Raw genomic sequence first — 16,849 nt, forward strand, 5'->3', positions numbered from 1 at the left:
TTTATTAACAAAATTATCTTCGCTTTTAGTTGATAAAATATGTGGCACTTCGCTTGTCTTTCGCTATTTTTTTTGTCAATTAGCTGACAGGACTTCTTAAGGAATGATTTTTGTTTTTGAATCACTAATTCACTAAATTTACAGTACCAAATATATATTATGGATGATAATTTTTCCCCAAGAGTAAAAGATGTTATTACCTATAGCAAAGAAGAAGCATTGCGATTGGGACATGACTTCATAGGAACCGAACACTTGATGTTAGGGATTTTAAGAGACGGAAACGGAAAAGCAATTCAAATATTGAATAACTTATCTGTGGACTTAGATCATCTACGCAGAAAAGTAGAAATCCTAAGCCCTGCAAGCCCTAGCATTGAAGTAGGTGTCGAAAAGAAAAACTTGCATCTTACGCGCCAAGCGGAACGTGCATTGAAAACAACTTTCCTAGAAGCAAAAGTTTTTCAAAGCCCGTCTATTAGCACAGCGCATTTATTATTATGCATTTTAAGAAACGAGAACGATCCAACAACCAAGCTACTCAACAAGTTAAAAATTGATTATGATGTAGCTAAAGAACAATATTTAAATATGACTCCTAGCGAAGAAGAATTTTTAGAAAACTTGCCTAGAAACGAATCATACAACGATGATTCAGGACAAGATGACAGTCTTAAAGAAGGAACTTTCAATAATCCCGCCAATAAATCTAATAAAAAATCGAAAACACCGGTTTTAGATAATTTTGGTAGAGATTTAACTGAAATGGCCGAAGAAGGAAAACTAGACCCTGTTGTAGGACGCGAAAAAGAAATTGAACGTGTCTCTCAAATTTTGAGTCGTAGAAAAAAGAACAACCCGTTACTTATCGGTGAACCTGGTGTTGGAAAATCAGCTATTGCTGAAGGTTTAGCATTACGAATTATCCAAAAAAAGGTCTCTAGAATCTTGTTCAACAAGCGTGTTGTTACTTTAGATCTTGCTAGCCTTGTTGCTGGTACGAAATACCGTGGGCAATTCGAAGAACGTATGAAAGCGGTAATGAACGAGTTAGAAAAAAATGATGATATCATTCTTTTCATTGACGAAATCCATACTATAGTTGGCGCTGGTGGAGCAACCGGATCATTGGATGCTTCCAACATGTTTAAACCTGCATTAGCTAGAGGCGAAATACAATGTATTGGCGCAACAACTCTTGACGAATACAGACAATATATAGAGAAAGACGGTGCTCTTGAAAGACGTTTTCAAAAAATAATTGTAGAACCAACATCGGTTCCTGAAACAATTACAATTTTGAATAACATCAAAAACAAATACGAAGACCATCATAATGTTACCTACACTCCTGAAGCAATTGAGGCTTGTGTAAAATTAACAGATCGATATATGTCAGAACGTTTTCTTCCGGACAAAGCTATTGATGCTTTAGACGAAGCAGGTTCTCGTGTGCACATTACTAATATTGAAGTGCCAAAACAAATTCTTGATTTGGAACGCCAATTAGAAGATGTCCGCGAATTGAAAAATGTAGTGGTCAAAAAACAAAAATATGAAGAGGCCGCTAAACTTCGTGATGACGAAAAAAGAATTGAAAAAGACTTAGCAATTGCTCAAGAACAATGGGAAGAAGATGCTAAAAACAATCGCATTGAAGTTACCGAAGACAATGTTGCCGATGTAGTTTCTATGATGACAGGAATTCCTGTGAATCGTATTGCACAAACAGAAAGCAATAAATTAGCTAAACTTCCAGAACTTATTGAAGGTAAGGTTATTGGTCAAAAAGAAGCGGTAATGAAAATTGCACGTTCAATTCAAAGAAATCGTGCAGGTTTAAAAGATCCGAATAGACCCATTGGTTCCTTTATTTTCCTTGGACAAACTGGTGTTGGTAAAACCCAATTAGCCAAAGTATTAGCCAAAGAATTATTTGACTCAGAAGATGCTTTGATTCGAATTGACATGAGCGAATACATGGAAAAATTTGCAATTTCTCGTTTAGTTGGAGCGCCTCCAGGATACGTTGGTTATGAAGAAGGTGGTCAATTGACAGAAAAAGTAAGAAGAAAACCTTATTGTGTTGTATTATTAGACGAAATCGAAAAAGCACATCCTGATGTTTTCAACATGCTTTTACAAGTTCTTGATGATGGGTATTTGACAGATAGTTTAGGCCGTAAAATTGATTTCAAAAACACTATAATTATCATGACTTCAAATGTTGGAGCAAGACAATTAAAAGATTTTGGACAAGGTGTTGGTTTTGGAACTGCTGCTAAAGTGGCTCAAGCGGATGATAATTCAAAAAGTATTATTGAAAATGCATTGAAAAAAACTTTCGCTCCTGAATTCCTTAACAGAATTGATGATGTTATTGTATTCAATGCTTTAGAAAAACATGATATTGATTTGATTATCGAAATTGAATTGAAAAAACTTTATGCTCGTGTTGCTGAATTAGGTTATAAATTGACCCTTTCAGACAAAGCAAAAGCATTTATAGCTGATAAAGGTTTCGATAAACAATTTGGCGCAAGACCATTAAAAAGAGCTATTCAGAAATATGTTGAAGATTCGCTTGCTGAAGAAATTATTACTTCAAAAATTACATCTGGAGACGAAATTTTTATGGATATTGAAGAAGGCTCACAAGAATTAACGGTTAAAGTTCACAAAGCTGGCGAACCTACAAACCCATAAATCAATAGTATATAGATTTCAAGAAAAGCCCGTTATGTTATTAAAATGTAACGGGCTTATTCTTTTATAAAATCCTACATTTTTTTTGAAAACAAATATTTACATTTGATAAATAAAAACAGGCCAAACAAATCAATTTATGTCCCTAAACAAAGTTATTCTAGGTAGCGAAGAGTGGTGTACTTTCCCAGAATTAGGTATTCCTACCATCAAAGCGCGTGTTGATTCAGGTGCCAAAACATCTGCTTTGCATGCTATAAACATTGCTCCTTTTATAAAAAACGATACTAATTGGGTGAAATTTGATATCAACCCAATTCAAAATAATTTAAAAACAGTAATACATTGCGAAGCACGATTAGTCGACAAACGAATTGTAAAAAGTTCTAGTGGATTCAGAGAACAGCGCTATGTTATCCAAACTAATTTAGAGATTGGAGAATCGAAATGGCCAATTGAAATGACATTGACAAATCGAGATTCAATGGGATTCCGAATGTTGCTAGGTCGAGAAGCTATGAGCGGAAGAGTTCTTGTAGATCCGGAACAAAAATACCTATTAGGACAACCTTCTTCAGATAGTTTGAAAGAGTTATATAAAAATTCTGAAAAAGCAAATTCTGGCTTACGCATTGGTCTTTTGGCTAGTAATCCAGAATTGTATAGCAACAAACGCATCATGGAAGCAGGTGAAATGCGGGGTCATGAGATGCATTTTTTAAATATAAAAGAATGCTACATGAAACTAGATGCTAAAACACCCGAAATTCATTATCGTGGCGGAATAATATTGAATAAATTTGACGCAATTATTCCAAGAATTCGCCCAAGTATTACCTTTTATGGATGCGCTTTAACCCGACAATTCGAAGCCTTAAAAGTATACTGCTTAAATTCGTCTACAGCAATTACGCAATCAAGAGACAAGTTATTTTCCTTACAATTATTACTTAACCATGGTGTTGAAATCCCCACAACTGGTTTTGCAAATTCCCCTTTGGACACTAATGATTTAATAAAAATGGTTGGTGGACCACCTTTGATTGTAAAACTATTAGAAGGAACTCAAGGTAAAGGAGTTGTTCTGGCTGAAACCAAAAAAGCCGCCGAAAGTGTTATCAATGCTTTCAAAAGCCTTAATGCCAATATATTAGTGCAAGAGTTCATTAAAGAAGCTAACGGAAAAGACATACGTTGTTTTGTAATTGACGGAAAAGTTGTAGCCGCCATACAAAGAGAAGCAATGCCAGGAGAATTTAGAGCTAACATTCATCTTGGTGGAACCGCATCCATTATAAAAGTAACACCCGAAGAAAAACGTATTGCTATAAAAGCAGCAAAAGCAATGGATTTAAAAGTTGCAGGAGTTGATATTATTCGTTCATCAAAAGGTCCTTTGTTACTTGAAGTAAATTCGTCACCTGGTTTAGAGGGAATAGAAGGTGCTACAAATAAAGATATTGCAGGAGAAATGATAAAAGCTATCGAAAAAAACTTTAAATTAATATAAACCTCCAAAGCTATTTTGCTTTTATTAATAACTTAAAAACAATATAAGAATGAACTCCTATTTAGATATTATTTTCAGAAGTATGGCTGTTTATTTTTTTATGATAATTGCCTTACGGATTTTTGGTAAAAAAGAATTATCGCAACTAAATACCGCCGATGTCATTTTAATATTATTGATAAGCAACTCCGTTCAGAATGCGATGGTAGGAAATAACACTAGTGTTTACGGAGGTCTTGCGGCTGCTTCAGTACTTTTTAGCATCAATTTTATACTCAAAAAATTAATGTTTAGGTATAAGAAATTTGGTTCTTTTATGCAGGAAAAACCAGAAATATTAATCCATGATGGTCATTTAGACTTTAAAACATTAGGTAAATTAAATATTTCTTCAGAAGAATTAAAAGAAGCTATGCGAGAACATGGCGTTGAATATTTTAAGGATGTAAAGCTTGCTATGCTTGAAATTGATGGTAATATCAGTATTATCTCTGATATTGAAAGTCTCCGTCAAACGCATTATAAACGAAAACGTATTCATAAAAATTTAAGCGGAATAAACTAAGCAGGAAGAATTCAAATACAAGTTTTAAAAAACACAAAACGTCTTTTTTTAAGTCAATATAATTATGTTCGATTCCTTCAAAACATACTTTCAAGCTAAAACGAATATAACAGAGGAGCAATTTGATTCGATTGCTACAAACTTACAATACAAAAAAGTAGAAAAAGGAGCTATCCTACTCCATCAAGGTGATATTTGTCATCATTCATTTTTTGTTTCCAAAGGATTATTGCGCTCCTACACGATAGACGAAACAGGAAAAGAACATATCATTCAATTTGCTCCTGAGAATTGGATAATTTCAGACAGAAGCAGTTCTTTTTTCAACGAACCTTCTGAATTATATATTGATGCTATTGAGGATGCAGAAGTTGTTTTTATCGATAAAAATTTCATTGATGGGGCAACTGAAATTAGTATTTCTTTTCGGCAACAAGATAATTATGCATTACACAACCACATTCGTCAACTTCAAAAACGAGTGAATCTCTTATTAGGCGCAACAGCTGAACAGCGTTATTTAGATTTCATAACCATTTATCCAAGTCTTACATTACGTATTCCACAATGGATGATTGCTTCTTATTTAGGCATTACACCTGAAACCTTAAGCAGAGTTCGTAAGGAATTAGCTAAAAGAAATTTCAAGTCGTATTAATTCTTTTTCAAATTCATTTCTTATCCTACATCAATGCATCTGGATTCAATCCGTAGTAAATTTGTACTATAATTTAAATACGATATAGAAATGAAAACAAAAAATATTGAATTAGTAATAGCTCCACCTCCAACACATATGGTAGGTGATGGATTTAGAGTACACAATTTTATTCCGAGTGGTCGCAATTTAGATATGAAAAGAATGAGCCCATTTATTATGATGGATTATAATTCTAAATTTTATTTTCCTCCAACAGATCAACCCAGAGGTGTTGGCGTACATCCCCATCGAGGTTTTGAAACCGTAACAATCGCCTACCATGGAAAGGTAGCACATCATGATAGCGCTGGAAATAGCGGAGTTATTGGCGAAGGTGATGTACAATGGATGACAGCAGCTTCTGGAATTTTACATAAAGAATATCACGAGGAAGCGTTCAGTAAAAAAGGCGGTGATTTTCAAATGGTACAACTTTGGGTTAATCTTCCTGCAAAGGATAAAATGTCCAAACCTAAATACCAAGGAATTACTAATGATCAAATCAATAAATTTGAACTTCCTGATAATGGCGGTATAATTGAAGTTATAGCAGGAGAATATGAAAATGTAAAAGGCACAGCTTCAACTTTCACACCTGTACATTTACTAAACGCCAAATTGAATAAAGGGACAAATACATCTTTCCAATTTCCTGCTAATTACAATACTGGCTTATTAGTAATTGAAGGAAGTATAAAAGTTAATGAAAAAGAAAATATTTCTGAAAATCATTTTGTTTTATTTGAAAATGAAGGCGAACTCTTCACTATTGAAGCTACTGAAAACACAATCGTTTTAGTTTTGAGTGGCGAACCCATCAACGAACCCATTGCAGCACACGGTCCTTTTGTCATGAATACTCAATCCGAAATTATTCAAGCGTTTAATGATGTTAATATGGGAAAATTCGGTTACTTAGATGAATAATTACTTGTTATATTTTAAAACAAAAACCCATTCGCAATCACGAATGGGTTTTTTATATGAATTTAAAACTATAATTTTAAAAAAATAAGCTTAGTACAAAATAAACCAAACCCGCTAAAAGTGCCGAAATTGGTATTGTTAAGATCCAAGCCCATACAAGACTAACAGTTACTCCCCAACGAACTGCTGAGATACGTTTTGTCAAACCTACACCAATTATAGATCCAGTAATAGTATGAGTTGTACTTACTGGAATTTTTAAATGTTCTGTAAAATATAAGGTTAATGCTCCTGCTGTTTCAGCTGCTACACCTTCGAAAGAAGTCACTTTTGTAATTTTAGATCCCATTGTTTTTACAATTTTCCAACCACCACTCAAAGTACCTGCTGCAATAGCAGAATAACATGCAAGTGGAATCCAACCTGGCATTGCTCCTTTTATATCTAAATCTTCATTAGGTAATACAACTTGCAACCAATCAGGTAAACTAACTTGGGACACCCCACTAGTATGAATATAAACAGCAACTGCCGCAGCAATAATACCCATTACTTTTTGAGAATCATTACCTCCATGCCCCAAACTAAAAGCTGCAGAAGATAGTAATTGCATTTTTTTCAAGATTGAGTTGGCTTGATTTAAATTCAAACTACTAAATATCAAACAAAAAGAACTCACTGATAAAATAATAAATGCTACTAAAAACCATTTAATATTATGAGCTTCAAAAGCTACACTCCAAAAATGAGAATCAAATCTTGGTTTTTCTATTTTGTCATAATACAACATTTGGCTTTCAACAAACCAAACCGTAAGTATCATAAGAGATATAGTAAATAATTTAGGCCAAATACTCTTTCTTGAAGCATTCAAAAGCCAAATAGAAATCAAGTATGAAATAAAAGCGCCTAATAGTGGAGCTAATACAATAAAAGCAATGATGATTACAACCCCAGAAGGCATTCCTCCATCTTTGCCTTCTTTATACCAACTTACTATATTATACCAGTAATGAGTGGCTCCATCTGGTGTTAAATATCCAGAAAAACCATGTACAGAAATTGCATGAGCAATAGCAGCACCTGCAAATCCACCTATTAAAGTATGTGAAGAACTAGAGGGAATTCCTAGCCACCAAGTCAATAAATTCCAACATATAGCCGCAATAACTCCTGCGAGAATTACAACTAAATTAATATCCATTGTACTTGCCGTTTTAGCAACAGTATCTGCTACTCCAAACCCAAAAACCCAATAAGCCAAAAAGTTGAAAAAAGCTGCCCAAAGTACTGCTTGAAAAGGAGTTAATACTTTTGTAGCAACAACGGTAGCTATGGCATTGGCAGCATCATGAAAACCATTAATGTAATCAAATATCAAAGCCAATACTATGATAACTATAAGTAGCGTAAATTCCATAAATATAATTTAAGAATATAATATTAATTTAGGAATGTTTTACAGAAATAGATTCTAAAACACTAGCCACACTTTTACATTTATCAGTCGCTGTTTCCAAAACCGACAAAACTTCTTTGTATTTTATAATATTTTTTGCGTCAGTCTCGTTTTCAAAAATCTCAAAAACTGCTTTATTATAAACAGTATCCGATTTATTTTCTAATTTATTGATTCTTGAACAAGCATCAGTTATAATTTTAACTTTCTTGAAATTTCTTAATTCTTTAACCGCTGTATCAATATTTTGACAAGCTTCAAGATTAATTTCAGTTAGTTTTCTGATTGATTTTGTAATTTTATCTACATGATACAAACGCATTCTACTAGCAGCTCCATGAAGGTTATCTGCAACATTATCAATTGAAGTAACTAATGAGTGAATATCTTCTCTATCAAATGGCGTAATAAAATTTCTGCTCAATTCAAGGTTTGTTTGACGAGTTAAATCTTCTCCACGTTGCTCTAATTCATCTATTTTTTGAAAAAGAACTTCACGCTCTTTCAAAGGAAGATTAACAGCCTCGTGTAATAACGTTGCCAATTGAATTAAATTTGTTGATGCTTCTTCAAAAAGTGGAAAAAACTTTTTGTCTTTTGGTACTAGAAACTGAAAAATACTATTTAATGACATTTTATTTAGATTTTAGGTTGCAAAATTAGTGCATTATTTTAAGCTAATGTTAAGTAATTGTTAACAATCGTGTTCTATTTGAAAACTATTTAAAAATGATACTGTCTTTTCAATATCATAATGTAAGATTCTATCTTCTTTTACAAAAGAAACTTCCTCCCTATAGGCTGTCAAAAACATTTCAATAAAATCACTTGATTTCATAGGACTTCTATAAGCTATTGCCTGTGAAGCATTCAGAAGCTCAATTGCTAAAATACGTTCTAAATTATCCATGATTCTCAAAGTTTTAGTAGCACCATTAGCTCCCATACTCACGTGATCTTCCTGCCCATTACTCGATACAATACTATCAATACTTGAAGGTGTTGCTAATTGTTTGTTTTGACTCGCAATACTTGCTGCAGTGTATTGAGGTATCATTAAACCTGAATTTAACCCAGGATTATCTACCAAAAAAGCAGGAAGGTTTCGTTGACCTGAAATTAATTGATAGGTTCTTCGTTCTGAAATACTTCCAAGTTCTGCTAATGCAATTGACATAAAATCAAGTGCTAATGCCAAAGGTTGTCCGTGAAAATTACCACCTGAAATAATTTGGTCACTTTCAATAAATATATTCGGATTATCTGTAACCGAATTGATTTCTGTTTTAAAGACTTTTTTCACATAATCAATCGCATCTTTTGAAGCGCCGTGAACCTGTGGCATACATCTAAATGAATAAGGATCTTGAACATGCGTTTTAACTTGCTCAATGATTTCACTTCCTTCCAGAAATCCTTTGATACGATTTGCTGTTACAATTTGTCCTTTATGAGGACGTATAAAATGAATTAACTCATTAAAAGGTTCAATGCGGCCATCAAATGCCTCCAAAGAAATAGTTCCTATCAAATCCGCTAAATAGGAGAACTTATTTGCTTTCATCAAAATATGTGCTCCATAAGCACTCATAAATTGAGTACCATTTAATAGTGCTAAACCTTCTTTTGACTGTAATACAATTGGTTCCCAATTAAATTGCTTCAAAATTTGGCTCGAATGTACTTTTTTACCTTTAAAATAAACTTCTCCTTCTCCTATTAAAGGCAAAGACAAATGTGCCAATGGAGCTAAATCTCCTGAAGCACCTAGTGATCCTTGCGTATAAACAACAGGAAGGATATCATTATTATAAAAAGATATTAATCGTTCAACAGTTTGCAATTGAATTCCAGAATGTCCATAACTCAACGATTGGATTTTCAATAACAACATCAACTTAACAATTTCATTTGGGACTTCTTCTCCTGTTCCGCACGAATGAGATTTCACAAGATTTTCTTGTAATTTAGACAAGTTTTCAGTTGATATTTTAACATTACATAACGAGCCAAATCCTGTATTAATTCCATATATAGGACTTGAATGCATCGCCATCTTTTTATCCAAATACTCTCGGCATTTTTGAATATTTATTTTAGCTTCTTCAGATAATTCCAACAGTTTATGATGTGAAATGATTTCTTCCAAAGTCTCTAAAGAAAGTACTTGTGTATTTATATAATGTATGTTATCCATTTTAGAACTGTATTTAAGCGGTCAAAATTCAACAAATCAATATTAAAAAGCAAGATTTGTTAATAATAATTTAAAATAATAGCTGATATAAATCAAAATAATAAATTTCATTCAAACAAGTCTAAACAAAAGCATTCTGATTAGTAGCTTTTCTGTTCTTAGCAAAACTAGAAAGATTAGCCACAATAAATATAAAGAATCTTAGATTAAGAACCTGAAAATAACCCAAAATCGCTTATTTAAAGGTCTAGAAAAGTCATTAACACAAAAGTCTAGCTGCAAAAAAAGATGTCTAAAAATAAGAATAATTCCAATAAACCGAATATTATTCAACAATCAATGATTATCAATCAAATTGCCTTCTTTTTTTTAAAATATTCGCAAAAAATAAATCAAAGGTTTTGTGCTTTTATAAAAAACTGTACTTTTGGGGAACAAAATGGCAAGCAACAGATATACATATCATTCTTCGATAACAACCTTAAGCAAGGTTGCTTCATCTGTTACATTTACTGCTACAACAACTACAACTACTACCCCTTAGGGGTATACATTTTACATATAATCCTATTTTTTTATTTTTTCCAGTTGGAAGAAAGACTTTGGATATATAATAAACATTTGCATTTTTTAAAATAAAACAAACAAAATGAAAGTATTAAAATTTGGCGGAACTTCAGTAGCCAATGCAGAAAATATAAAATTAGTTTTAGATATAATTATCAATAAATCAAAAGAGGACAAATTAGTTGTAGTAGTTTCGGCTCTCAGCAAAGTAACTGACCTTTTACAATTAGCTTCCATCAAAGCCGCTTCAAATGACGAAAGCTTTAAAGATATTGTTGCTGAAATTGAAAAGAAACACCTTGATACTCTAAAAGAACTTATACCGGTAAGTGAACAAAGTGGTTTACTAAGTCATTTAAAAAGAATAGTAAATCATCTAGAAACTTTGTTAGATGGTTGTTTCCTTTTAGGAGAATTATCGCCTAGAACCTCTGATACCATTTTAAGTTTCGGAGAATTATTATCTTCTTATATTATCGCTGAAGCGTTAAAACAAAAAGAAAAAAATATTGGATATGCGGATAGTCGTGAACTAATCAAAACAAATAACAATTTTGGTAAAGCTGCTGTAAATTTTGAAATATCAAACCAATTGATTTCTGATTTTTTTGCTTCAAATAATAACCAAGTAGTTATTATGCCTGGTTTTATTGCATCATCACTTGACGGAATAAATACAACTTTAGGTCGTGGCGGTTCGGATTATACTGCTGCAATTATCGCTGCTGCTTTAAATGCATCTGATTTAGAAATTTGGACAGATGTAAATGGTATGTTTACAGCCAATCCAAAAATTGTAAAACAAGCACAGCCAATAGCTACTATCTCCTATCAGGAAGCCATGGAGTTGTCTCATTTTGGAGCCAAAGTTTTATATCCACCAACAATTCAACCGGTTTTAAGAAAAAATATTCCAATTCTTATCAAAAATACTTTTGAGCCAGAAGCTGAAGGAACTTATATTTCAAATGAAATCACTTCTCAAACTAATCCTGTAAAAGGAATAAGTCATATTGACAATATTTCATTACTTACACTTGAAGGCTCAGGAATGATAGGTGTTTCAGGTTCGTCTAAAAGACTTTTTGAAGTTTTGTCGAATGAAAGCATCAATGTTATTTTTATAACACAAGCTTCTTCAGAACACTCTATTTGTATTGGTATCCAAAATTCAGATGCTGAAACTGCTGAAACTGCAATCAACAAAGCTTTTGAAATTGAAATCGCTCAAAACAAAATTGATCCTTGTATCGTAGAAAAAAACCTCTGTATTATTGCCTTGGTAGGTGAAAACATGAAAAACCACCAAGGTTTGAGCGGAAGAATGTTCAGTACATTAGGTAAAAACAATGTCAACATACGAGCAATTGCACAAGGTGCTTCTGAGAGAAATATCTCTGCTGTTATCAACGAAAGAGATGTTAAAAAAGCATTAAACACATTACACGAAAACTTTTTTGAAGAAAACACAAAACAGTTGAACTTATTTGTGATGGGAGTTGGTAATGTAGGAGAAAAATTTATTGAACAAATTCACCAACAAAAGAAATTCTTAAAAGAGAATCTAAAAATAAACCTGAGAGTTATTGCTTTGTCAAATTCAAGAAAAATGCATTTTGATGAAGATGGTATTTCCTTAAAAGATTGGCAGATTGCTCTAGAAAATGGAGAGCCAGCGGATAAAGATGGATTTATTGCTAATGTAAAAGCCTTAAACTTACGTAATAGTATTTTTGTAGATATTACGGCTAATGAAAGTGTTTCTAAAACATATGAACAGTATTTAAAACAAAATGTTGCTGTAGTTACATGTAACAAAATTGCTTGTTCATCTGCTTATGATAATTACAAAAATCTAAAAAACTTATCCCGTCAGTACAATGCACCATTCCTTTTTGAAACCAATGTTGGAGCTGGATTACCAATTATTGATACGGTAAAAAATCTGATAGCATCTGGTGATAAAGTAAATAAAATACAGGCAGTTTTATCTGGAAGCTTGAACTTTATTTTTAACAATTTCGACGATAAAAATTCTTTTCATGATGTAGTGAAAGAAGCAGGAGTTCAAGGTTTTACAGAACCTGACCCGAAAATTGATTTAAGCGGAATTGACGTAGCTAGAAAAATATTAATTCTGATTAGAGAAAGTGGTTATAAAATGGATATTGATGCAATAGCAAATGAATCATTTATGCCTGCTGAATGTTTAGAAACAACTTCAAACGAAGCCTTTTTCGAATCATTAAACAAGCATGCAGCTCATTTTAATGCTATATACCAAGAAGCTGTAAGTAAAGATTCTAGATTAAAATATGTAGCACAATTCGAAAATGGCAAAGCGAGTGTTGGATTACAATTTATCCCTAAAGACCATCCTTTTTATAATTTAGAAGGAAAAGATAATATTGTTTTGTTCTATACTGACCGTTATGTGGACCAACCATTATTAATAAAAGGTGCTGGTGCTGGTGCTGCAGTTACTGCTTCTGGAATTTTTGCAGATGTAATTAGAATTGGAAATATATAAATTATGTCATCAAGTCAAAAGTCGAAGGTCAAAAAGTCTATATCTTTAGGCATTACAAACTTTCGACTTTAAGACTTTCGACTTTAAGACTATTATAAATGAATGAAATAAAAATATTTTGCCCTGCTACAATTGCTAATCTATCCTGTGGATTTGATGTTCTAGGACTTTGTTTAGAAACTGCTGGTGACGAAATGATTATTCGAAAATCAGATGTAAAAGGAGTTCGTATCACTAAAATTGTTGGTGCTAATTTGCCATTGGAAACTGAAAAAAATGTATCTGGCGTTGCTGCTTTAGCTATGCTTGAAGCTATTGACACAGAATTTGGATTTGAAATCGAAATTTACAAACACATTAAAGCCGGAAGTGGAATTGGTAGTAGTGCTGCAAGTTCAGCTGGTGCTGTTTTTGGTATCAATGAATTATTAGGACGACCATTTACCCGAAAAGAATTGGTTTTATTTGCAATGCAAGGTGAAAAATTAGCTAGCGGAAATGCACATGCGGATAATGTAGCTCCTGCCCTTTTGGGTGGATTTACTTTAGTAAGGAGCTCAAATCCTTTAGATATAATTAAAATACAAAGCCCTTCGGAATTATACGCAACCGTTGTACATCCTCAGATAGAACTAAAAACCTCGGATGCGCGTTCCGTACTAAAACAAACGGTTTCTTTAAAAAGCGCTATTACGCAATGGGGAAATGTGGGTGGATTAGTAGCTGGACTCTATACTCAAGATTATGATTTGATAGGAAGATCGCTTCATGACGAAATTGTAGAACCTTTACGAAGTGTTTTAATTCCAGGATTTGACTTAATCAAAAAAACAGCTTACGAAAATGGTGCTTTAGGTTCAGGAATATCTGGTTCTGGCCCCTCAATTTTTGCTTTAAGCAAAGGAGAAGCTACCGCTAAAAAAATCGCAGAGGCGATGAGTGCTGTTTATGAAAAGATGAACTTGCCGTATGAAATTCACGTTTCAAAAGTGAATGACGAAGGAATGAAAATAATAAAATAAAAACTTGTGCCTTTTGGCCAATGCTCATAAAAATGAAATATTACAGTTTAAACCATAATGCCCCAAAAGTTTCTTTTCAAGAAGCCGTAATTCAAGGACTAGCAACTGATAAAGGATTGTATTTCCCAGAAACGATTAGTCCGTTAGCACCTTCTTTTTTTGATACAATAGAAAATTTAAGCAATGAAGAAATCGCTTTTGAAGCTATCAAACAATTTGTAGGTGATGAAATTCCAGCAGAAACTTTAAAACAAATTATTGCCGAAACTTTGTGTTTCGATTTTCCTGTGGTTGAAGTTGAAAAAAGGATATATTCTCTTGAGTTATTCCACGGTCCAACTATGGCTTTCAAAGATGTAGGCGCTCGTTTTATGTCTCGCTGTTTAGGTTATTTTAATAAAGATAAAAAAGACAACAAAAACACTGTTCTAGTAGCTACTTCTGGCGATACTGGTGGTGCTGTAGCTAGTGGATTTCTTGGTGTAAATGGTGTTGAAGTTGTGATTCTATATCCTTCTGGAAAAGTAAGTGACATTCAGGAAAGACAATTAACAACTTTAGGTCAGAATATAACTGCTCTTGAAGTAGATGGTGTTTTTGATGATTGCCAAGATATGGTTAAAAAAGCATTCTTAGACGACAGCTTAAAGCATAAAAATCTAACCTCGGCGAATTCAATTAATATTGCGCGCTGGTTACCTCAGATGTTTTATTTCTTCTTTGCTTACAAAGCACTAAAGCAACAAAATAAACCCTTAGTTTTCTCTTGTCCAAGTGGAAATTTCGGAAATATCTGTGCTGGTATTATTGCTAAAAAAATGGGATTACCAATTGAACATTTTGTAGCTTCAACGAATGTTAATGATACGGTACCAAGATTTTTAATCAACGGAATTTACGACCCTAAACCTTCTATTGCTACTATTTCAAATGCAATGGATGTGGGTAATCCTAGTAATTTTATCCGTATTCAAGAAATGTATCAAAACAATTTGGAGCAGTTCAAAAAAGATTTTTCATCATTTACTTTCAATGACGAAGAAACTATTGCTGCTATGAAGACTATTTACAATACTGATGGTTATATTGCTGAACCACATGGAGCAGTTGGTTATTTAGGATTGAAACAAGAATTAAAAAACCATCCGAATGCCATTGGTATTTTCTTAGAAACCGCTCATCCAATAAAATTTTTAGACACGGTAGAACCAACATTAAACGTAAAACTACCAATTCCTACACAAATTGAAAGCGTTCTAAACAAAGAAAAAATAAGTATAAAAATTAAAACTTACGATGAATTAAAAGCTTTCTTAGCATAATTTATAATCTCAAAAAACAAAATAAAAACCGACTGATAAATAATTCAGTCGGTTTTTTTTATAGAACAAAATATTACAATTTATTAAATTTAAATTTCTGTCCGCCAATGGATGCCTCATACATAAGACCTCCTTTTTGCATCGTGAATACCATAACACCATCAGTGTACTTAACATTAGCTGAGGCTCCAGCTGTCACAGCTACTGCAGAAGCTTGAGCAGAAAATTCAAAGCGACTCTCTTTAAAACGATCTAATTCCTTTTTGGATTCGAAAAATATCACTTCTCTATAGGCTTGTCCACCAGCCTGAAATCCGATACTCAATTGTGATAACTTGGCCATACCTACCATTTTATTATACTCATATACAACCCCATTACCTGCAGCTCCGCCAACACCAAGTCCTCCTTTACCCACATTAGGAAAGATAACATAACCAGGCGCTTTTTCAAAAAGCCCTTTCATAAGAGCGTCACTTTTAATAAACTCAGCCTTTGCTGTTTTACTGTCAGCAATAATTTTATTCTTTTTAGCACTTGATTGTCCAAATATTGGTGTTATATTTAAAACACAAGCCATCAAAATTACCCAAATAACATTAAAATTTTTCATAATTATATATATTAAATAGTTGCAAATTTTATTTACTTAAAGGTAATTAAAAAAATTTAAATTTTATATAAAATATTGAATATCAATTTATTATAATTACAATTTAGTGAATAGCAATACCCCCTCTACAAATTATAATAAATTAACAAAACATAAGAAATATATTTTTGTTGTCCTTTTACCTACCTTTGAAAACAAATTTATAACGAAGGCATACAATTTATATGATTACAAAAGCAACAGCAGAAGATATTTCTGTATTAAATACATTAATCAATTCTGCTTATAGAGGAGAATCATCTAAAAAAGGATGGACTACAGAAGCAAACCTATTAGAAGGACTTCGAACAACTGAAGAGGAACTAAATGAAACTATTGAGAATGCTAAAAATACAATTCTAAAATTTACTGAAAGCAATCAAATAGTAGGATGCGTATTGTTAATTGAAAAAGAGTTTAAATTGTATTTAGGCATGCTAACAGTTACTCCTAATAAACAAAATAGTGGTATTGGAAAAAAATTATTACAACAAGCTGAAATTCATGCTTCAAAATTAGGATTACCAAAAATAGTAATGACCGTAATATCTGTTCGTGAAGAATTAATTAACTGGTATAACCGTAACGGATATATGGATACCGGAGCAAGAGAACCGTTTCCAGTTAGTGATGTTCATATTTCAATCTCAGAACAACCTTTAGAATTTATTGTTTTAGAAAAAATAATTTAA

The 16,849-nt window shown here is 32.7% G+C and carries 13 protein-coding genes; 9 read left to right on the top strand and 4 right to left on the bottom strand.

From position 1 onward, the window contains the following. Nucleotides 1-159: 159 nt before the first annotated feature. The 5 genes from C8C88_RS00330 (at nucleotide 160) to C8C88_RS00350 (ending at nucleotide 6,408) form a co-directional block, all read left to right on the top strand. Nucleotides 160-2,706 carry an ATP-dependent Clp protease ATP-binding subunit gene (locus C8C88_RS00330; protein ID WP_121336236.1) on the top strand — a complete coding sequence of 849 codons (2,547 nt, stop codon included), beginning with the start codon at nucleotides 160-162 and terminating at the stop codon, nucleotides 2,704-2,706. Nucleotides 2,707-2,845: 139 nt separating this feature from the next. Further along, on the top strand, nucleotides 2,846-4,216 hold the full coding sequence (gene rimK / locus C8C88_RS00335; protein ID WP_121336237.1) for a 30S ribosomal protein S6--L-glutamate ligase: 1,371 nt from the start codon (nucleotides 2,846-2,848) through the stop codon (nucleotides 4,214-4,216). A gap of 49 nt (nucleotides 4,217-4,265) precedes the next feature. Then, a complete protein-coding gene (locus tag C8C88_RS00340) occupies nucleotides 4,266-4,781 on the top strand; it encodes a DUF421 domain-containing protein (protein ID WP_121336238.1) in 516 nt (171 codons plus the stop codon). A gap of 64 nt (nucleotides 4,782-4,845) precedes the next feature. Further along, a complete protein-coding gene (locus tag C8C88_RS00345; protein WP_121336239.1) occupies nucleotides 4,846-5,439 on the top strand; it encodes a Crp/Fnr family transcriptional regulator in 594 nt (197 codons plus the stop codon). Nucleotides 5,440-5,529: 90 nt separating this feature from the next. Further along, nucleotides 5,530-6,408 (top strand): pirin family protein, encoded by an 879-nt coding sequence (locus tag C8C88_RS00350; RefSeq protein ID WP_121336240.1) that lies wholly within the window; start codon nucleotides 5,530-5,532, stop codon nucleotides 6,406-6,408. A gap of 76 nt (nucleotides 6,409-6,484) precedes the next feature. Here the strand turns inward: C8C88_RS00350 and C8C88_RS00355 are convergent, their stop codons facing one another. The 3 genes from C8C88_RS00355 to hutH are packed head-to-tail and all read right to left on the bottom strand — an operon-like array spanning nucleotide 6,485 to nucleotide 10,064. Beyond that, nucleotides 6,485-7,828: an inorganic phosphate transporter gene (locus tag C8C88_RS00355; RefSeq protein ID WP_121336241.1), complete on the bottom strand. Its 1,344-nt coding sequence runs from the start codon at nucleotides 7,826-7,828 to the stop codon at nucleotides 6,485-6,487. Nucleotides 7,829-7,856: 28 nt separating this feature from the next. Next, nucleotides 7,857-8,501, bottom strand: coding sequence for a DUF47 domain-containing protein (locus tag C8C88_RS00360; protein ID WP_121336242.1), 645 nt, complete (start codon nucleotides 8,499-8,501; stop codon nucleotides 7,857-7,859). A gap of 60 nt (nucleotides 8,502-8,561) precedes the next feature. Beyond that, on the bottom strand, nucleotides 8,562-10,064 hold the full coding sequence (hutH, locus tag C8C88_RS00365; RefSeq protein ID WP_121336243.1) for a histidine ammonia-lyase: 1,503 nt from the start codon (nucleotides 10,062-10,064) through the stop codon (nucleotides 8,562-8,564). 649 nt (nucleotides 10,065-10,713) lie between these two features. Here hutH and thrA point away from each other — a divergent pair. The 3 genes from thrA (at nucleotide 10,714) to thrC (ending at nucleotide 15,505) form a co-directional block, all read left to right on the top strand. Further along, nucleotides 10,714-13,161: a bifunctional aspartate kinase/homoserine dehydrogenase I gene (gene thrA / locus C8C88_RS00370; RefSeq protein WP_121336244.1), complete on the top strand. Its 2,448-nt coding sequence runs from the start codon at nucleotides 10,714-10,716 to the stop codon at nucleotides 13,159-13,161. A 98-nt stretch (nucleotides 13,162-13,259) separates the two neighbouring features. Next, nucleotides 13,260-14,183: a homoserine kinase gene (locus C8C88_RS00375; protein WP_121336245.1), complete on the top strand. Its 924-nt coding sequence runs from the start codon at nucleotides 13,260-13,262 to the stop codon at nucleotides 14,181-14,183. Nucleotides 14,184-14,215: 32 nt separating this feature from the next. Further along, entirely contained in the window at nucleotides 14,216-15,505 is a 1,290-nt protein-coding gene (thrC, locus tag C8C88_RS00380; RefSeq protein WP_121336246.1) for a threonine synthase, read from the top strand. A gap of 73 nt (nucleotides 15,506-15,578) precedes the next feature. Here the strand turns inward: thrC and C8C88_RS00385 are convergent, their stop codons facing one another. After that, entirely contained in the window at nucleotides 15,579-16,118 is a 540-nt protein-coding gene (locus C8C88_RS00385; RefSeq protein ID WP_121336247.1) for a YSC84-related protein, read from the bottom strand. A 224-nt stretch (nucleotides 16,119-16,342) separates the two neighbouring features. Between C8C88_RS00385 and C8C88_RS00390 the strand changes: the two genes are divergently transcribed. Then, a complete protein-coding gene (locus C8C88_RS00390; RefSeq protein ID WP_121336248.1) occupies nucleotides 16,343-16,849 on the top strand; it encodes a GNAT family N-acetyltransferase in 507 nt (168 codons plus the stop codon).

It is taken from the genome of Flavobacterium sp. 123 (assembly GCF_003634825.1).
Lineage (GTDB): Bacteria > Bacteroidota > Bacteroidia > Flavobacteriales > Flavobacteriaceae > Flavobacterium.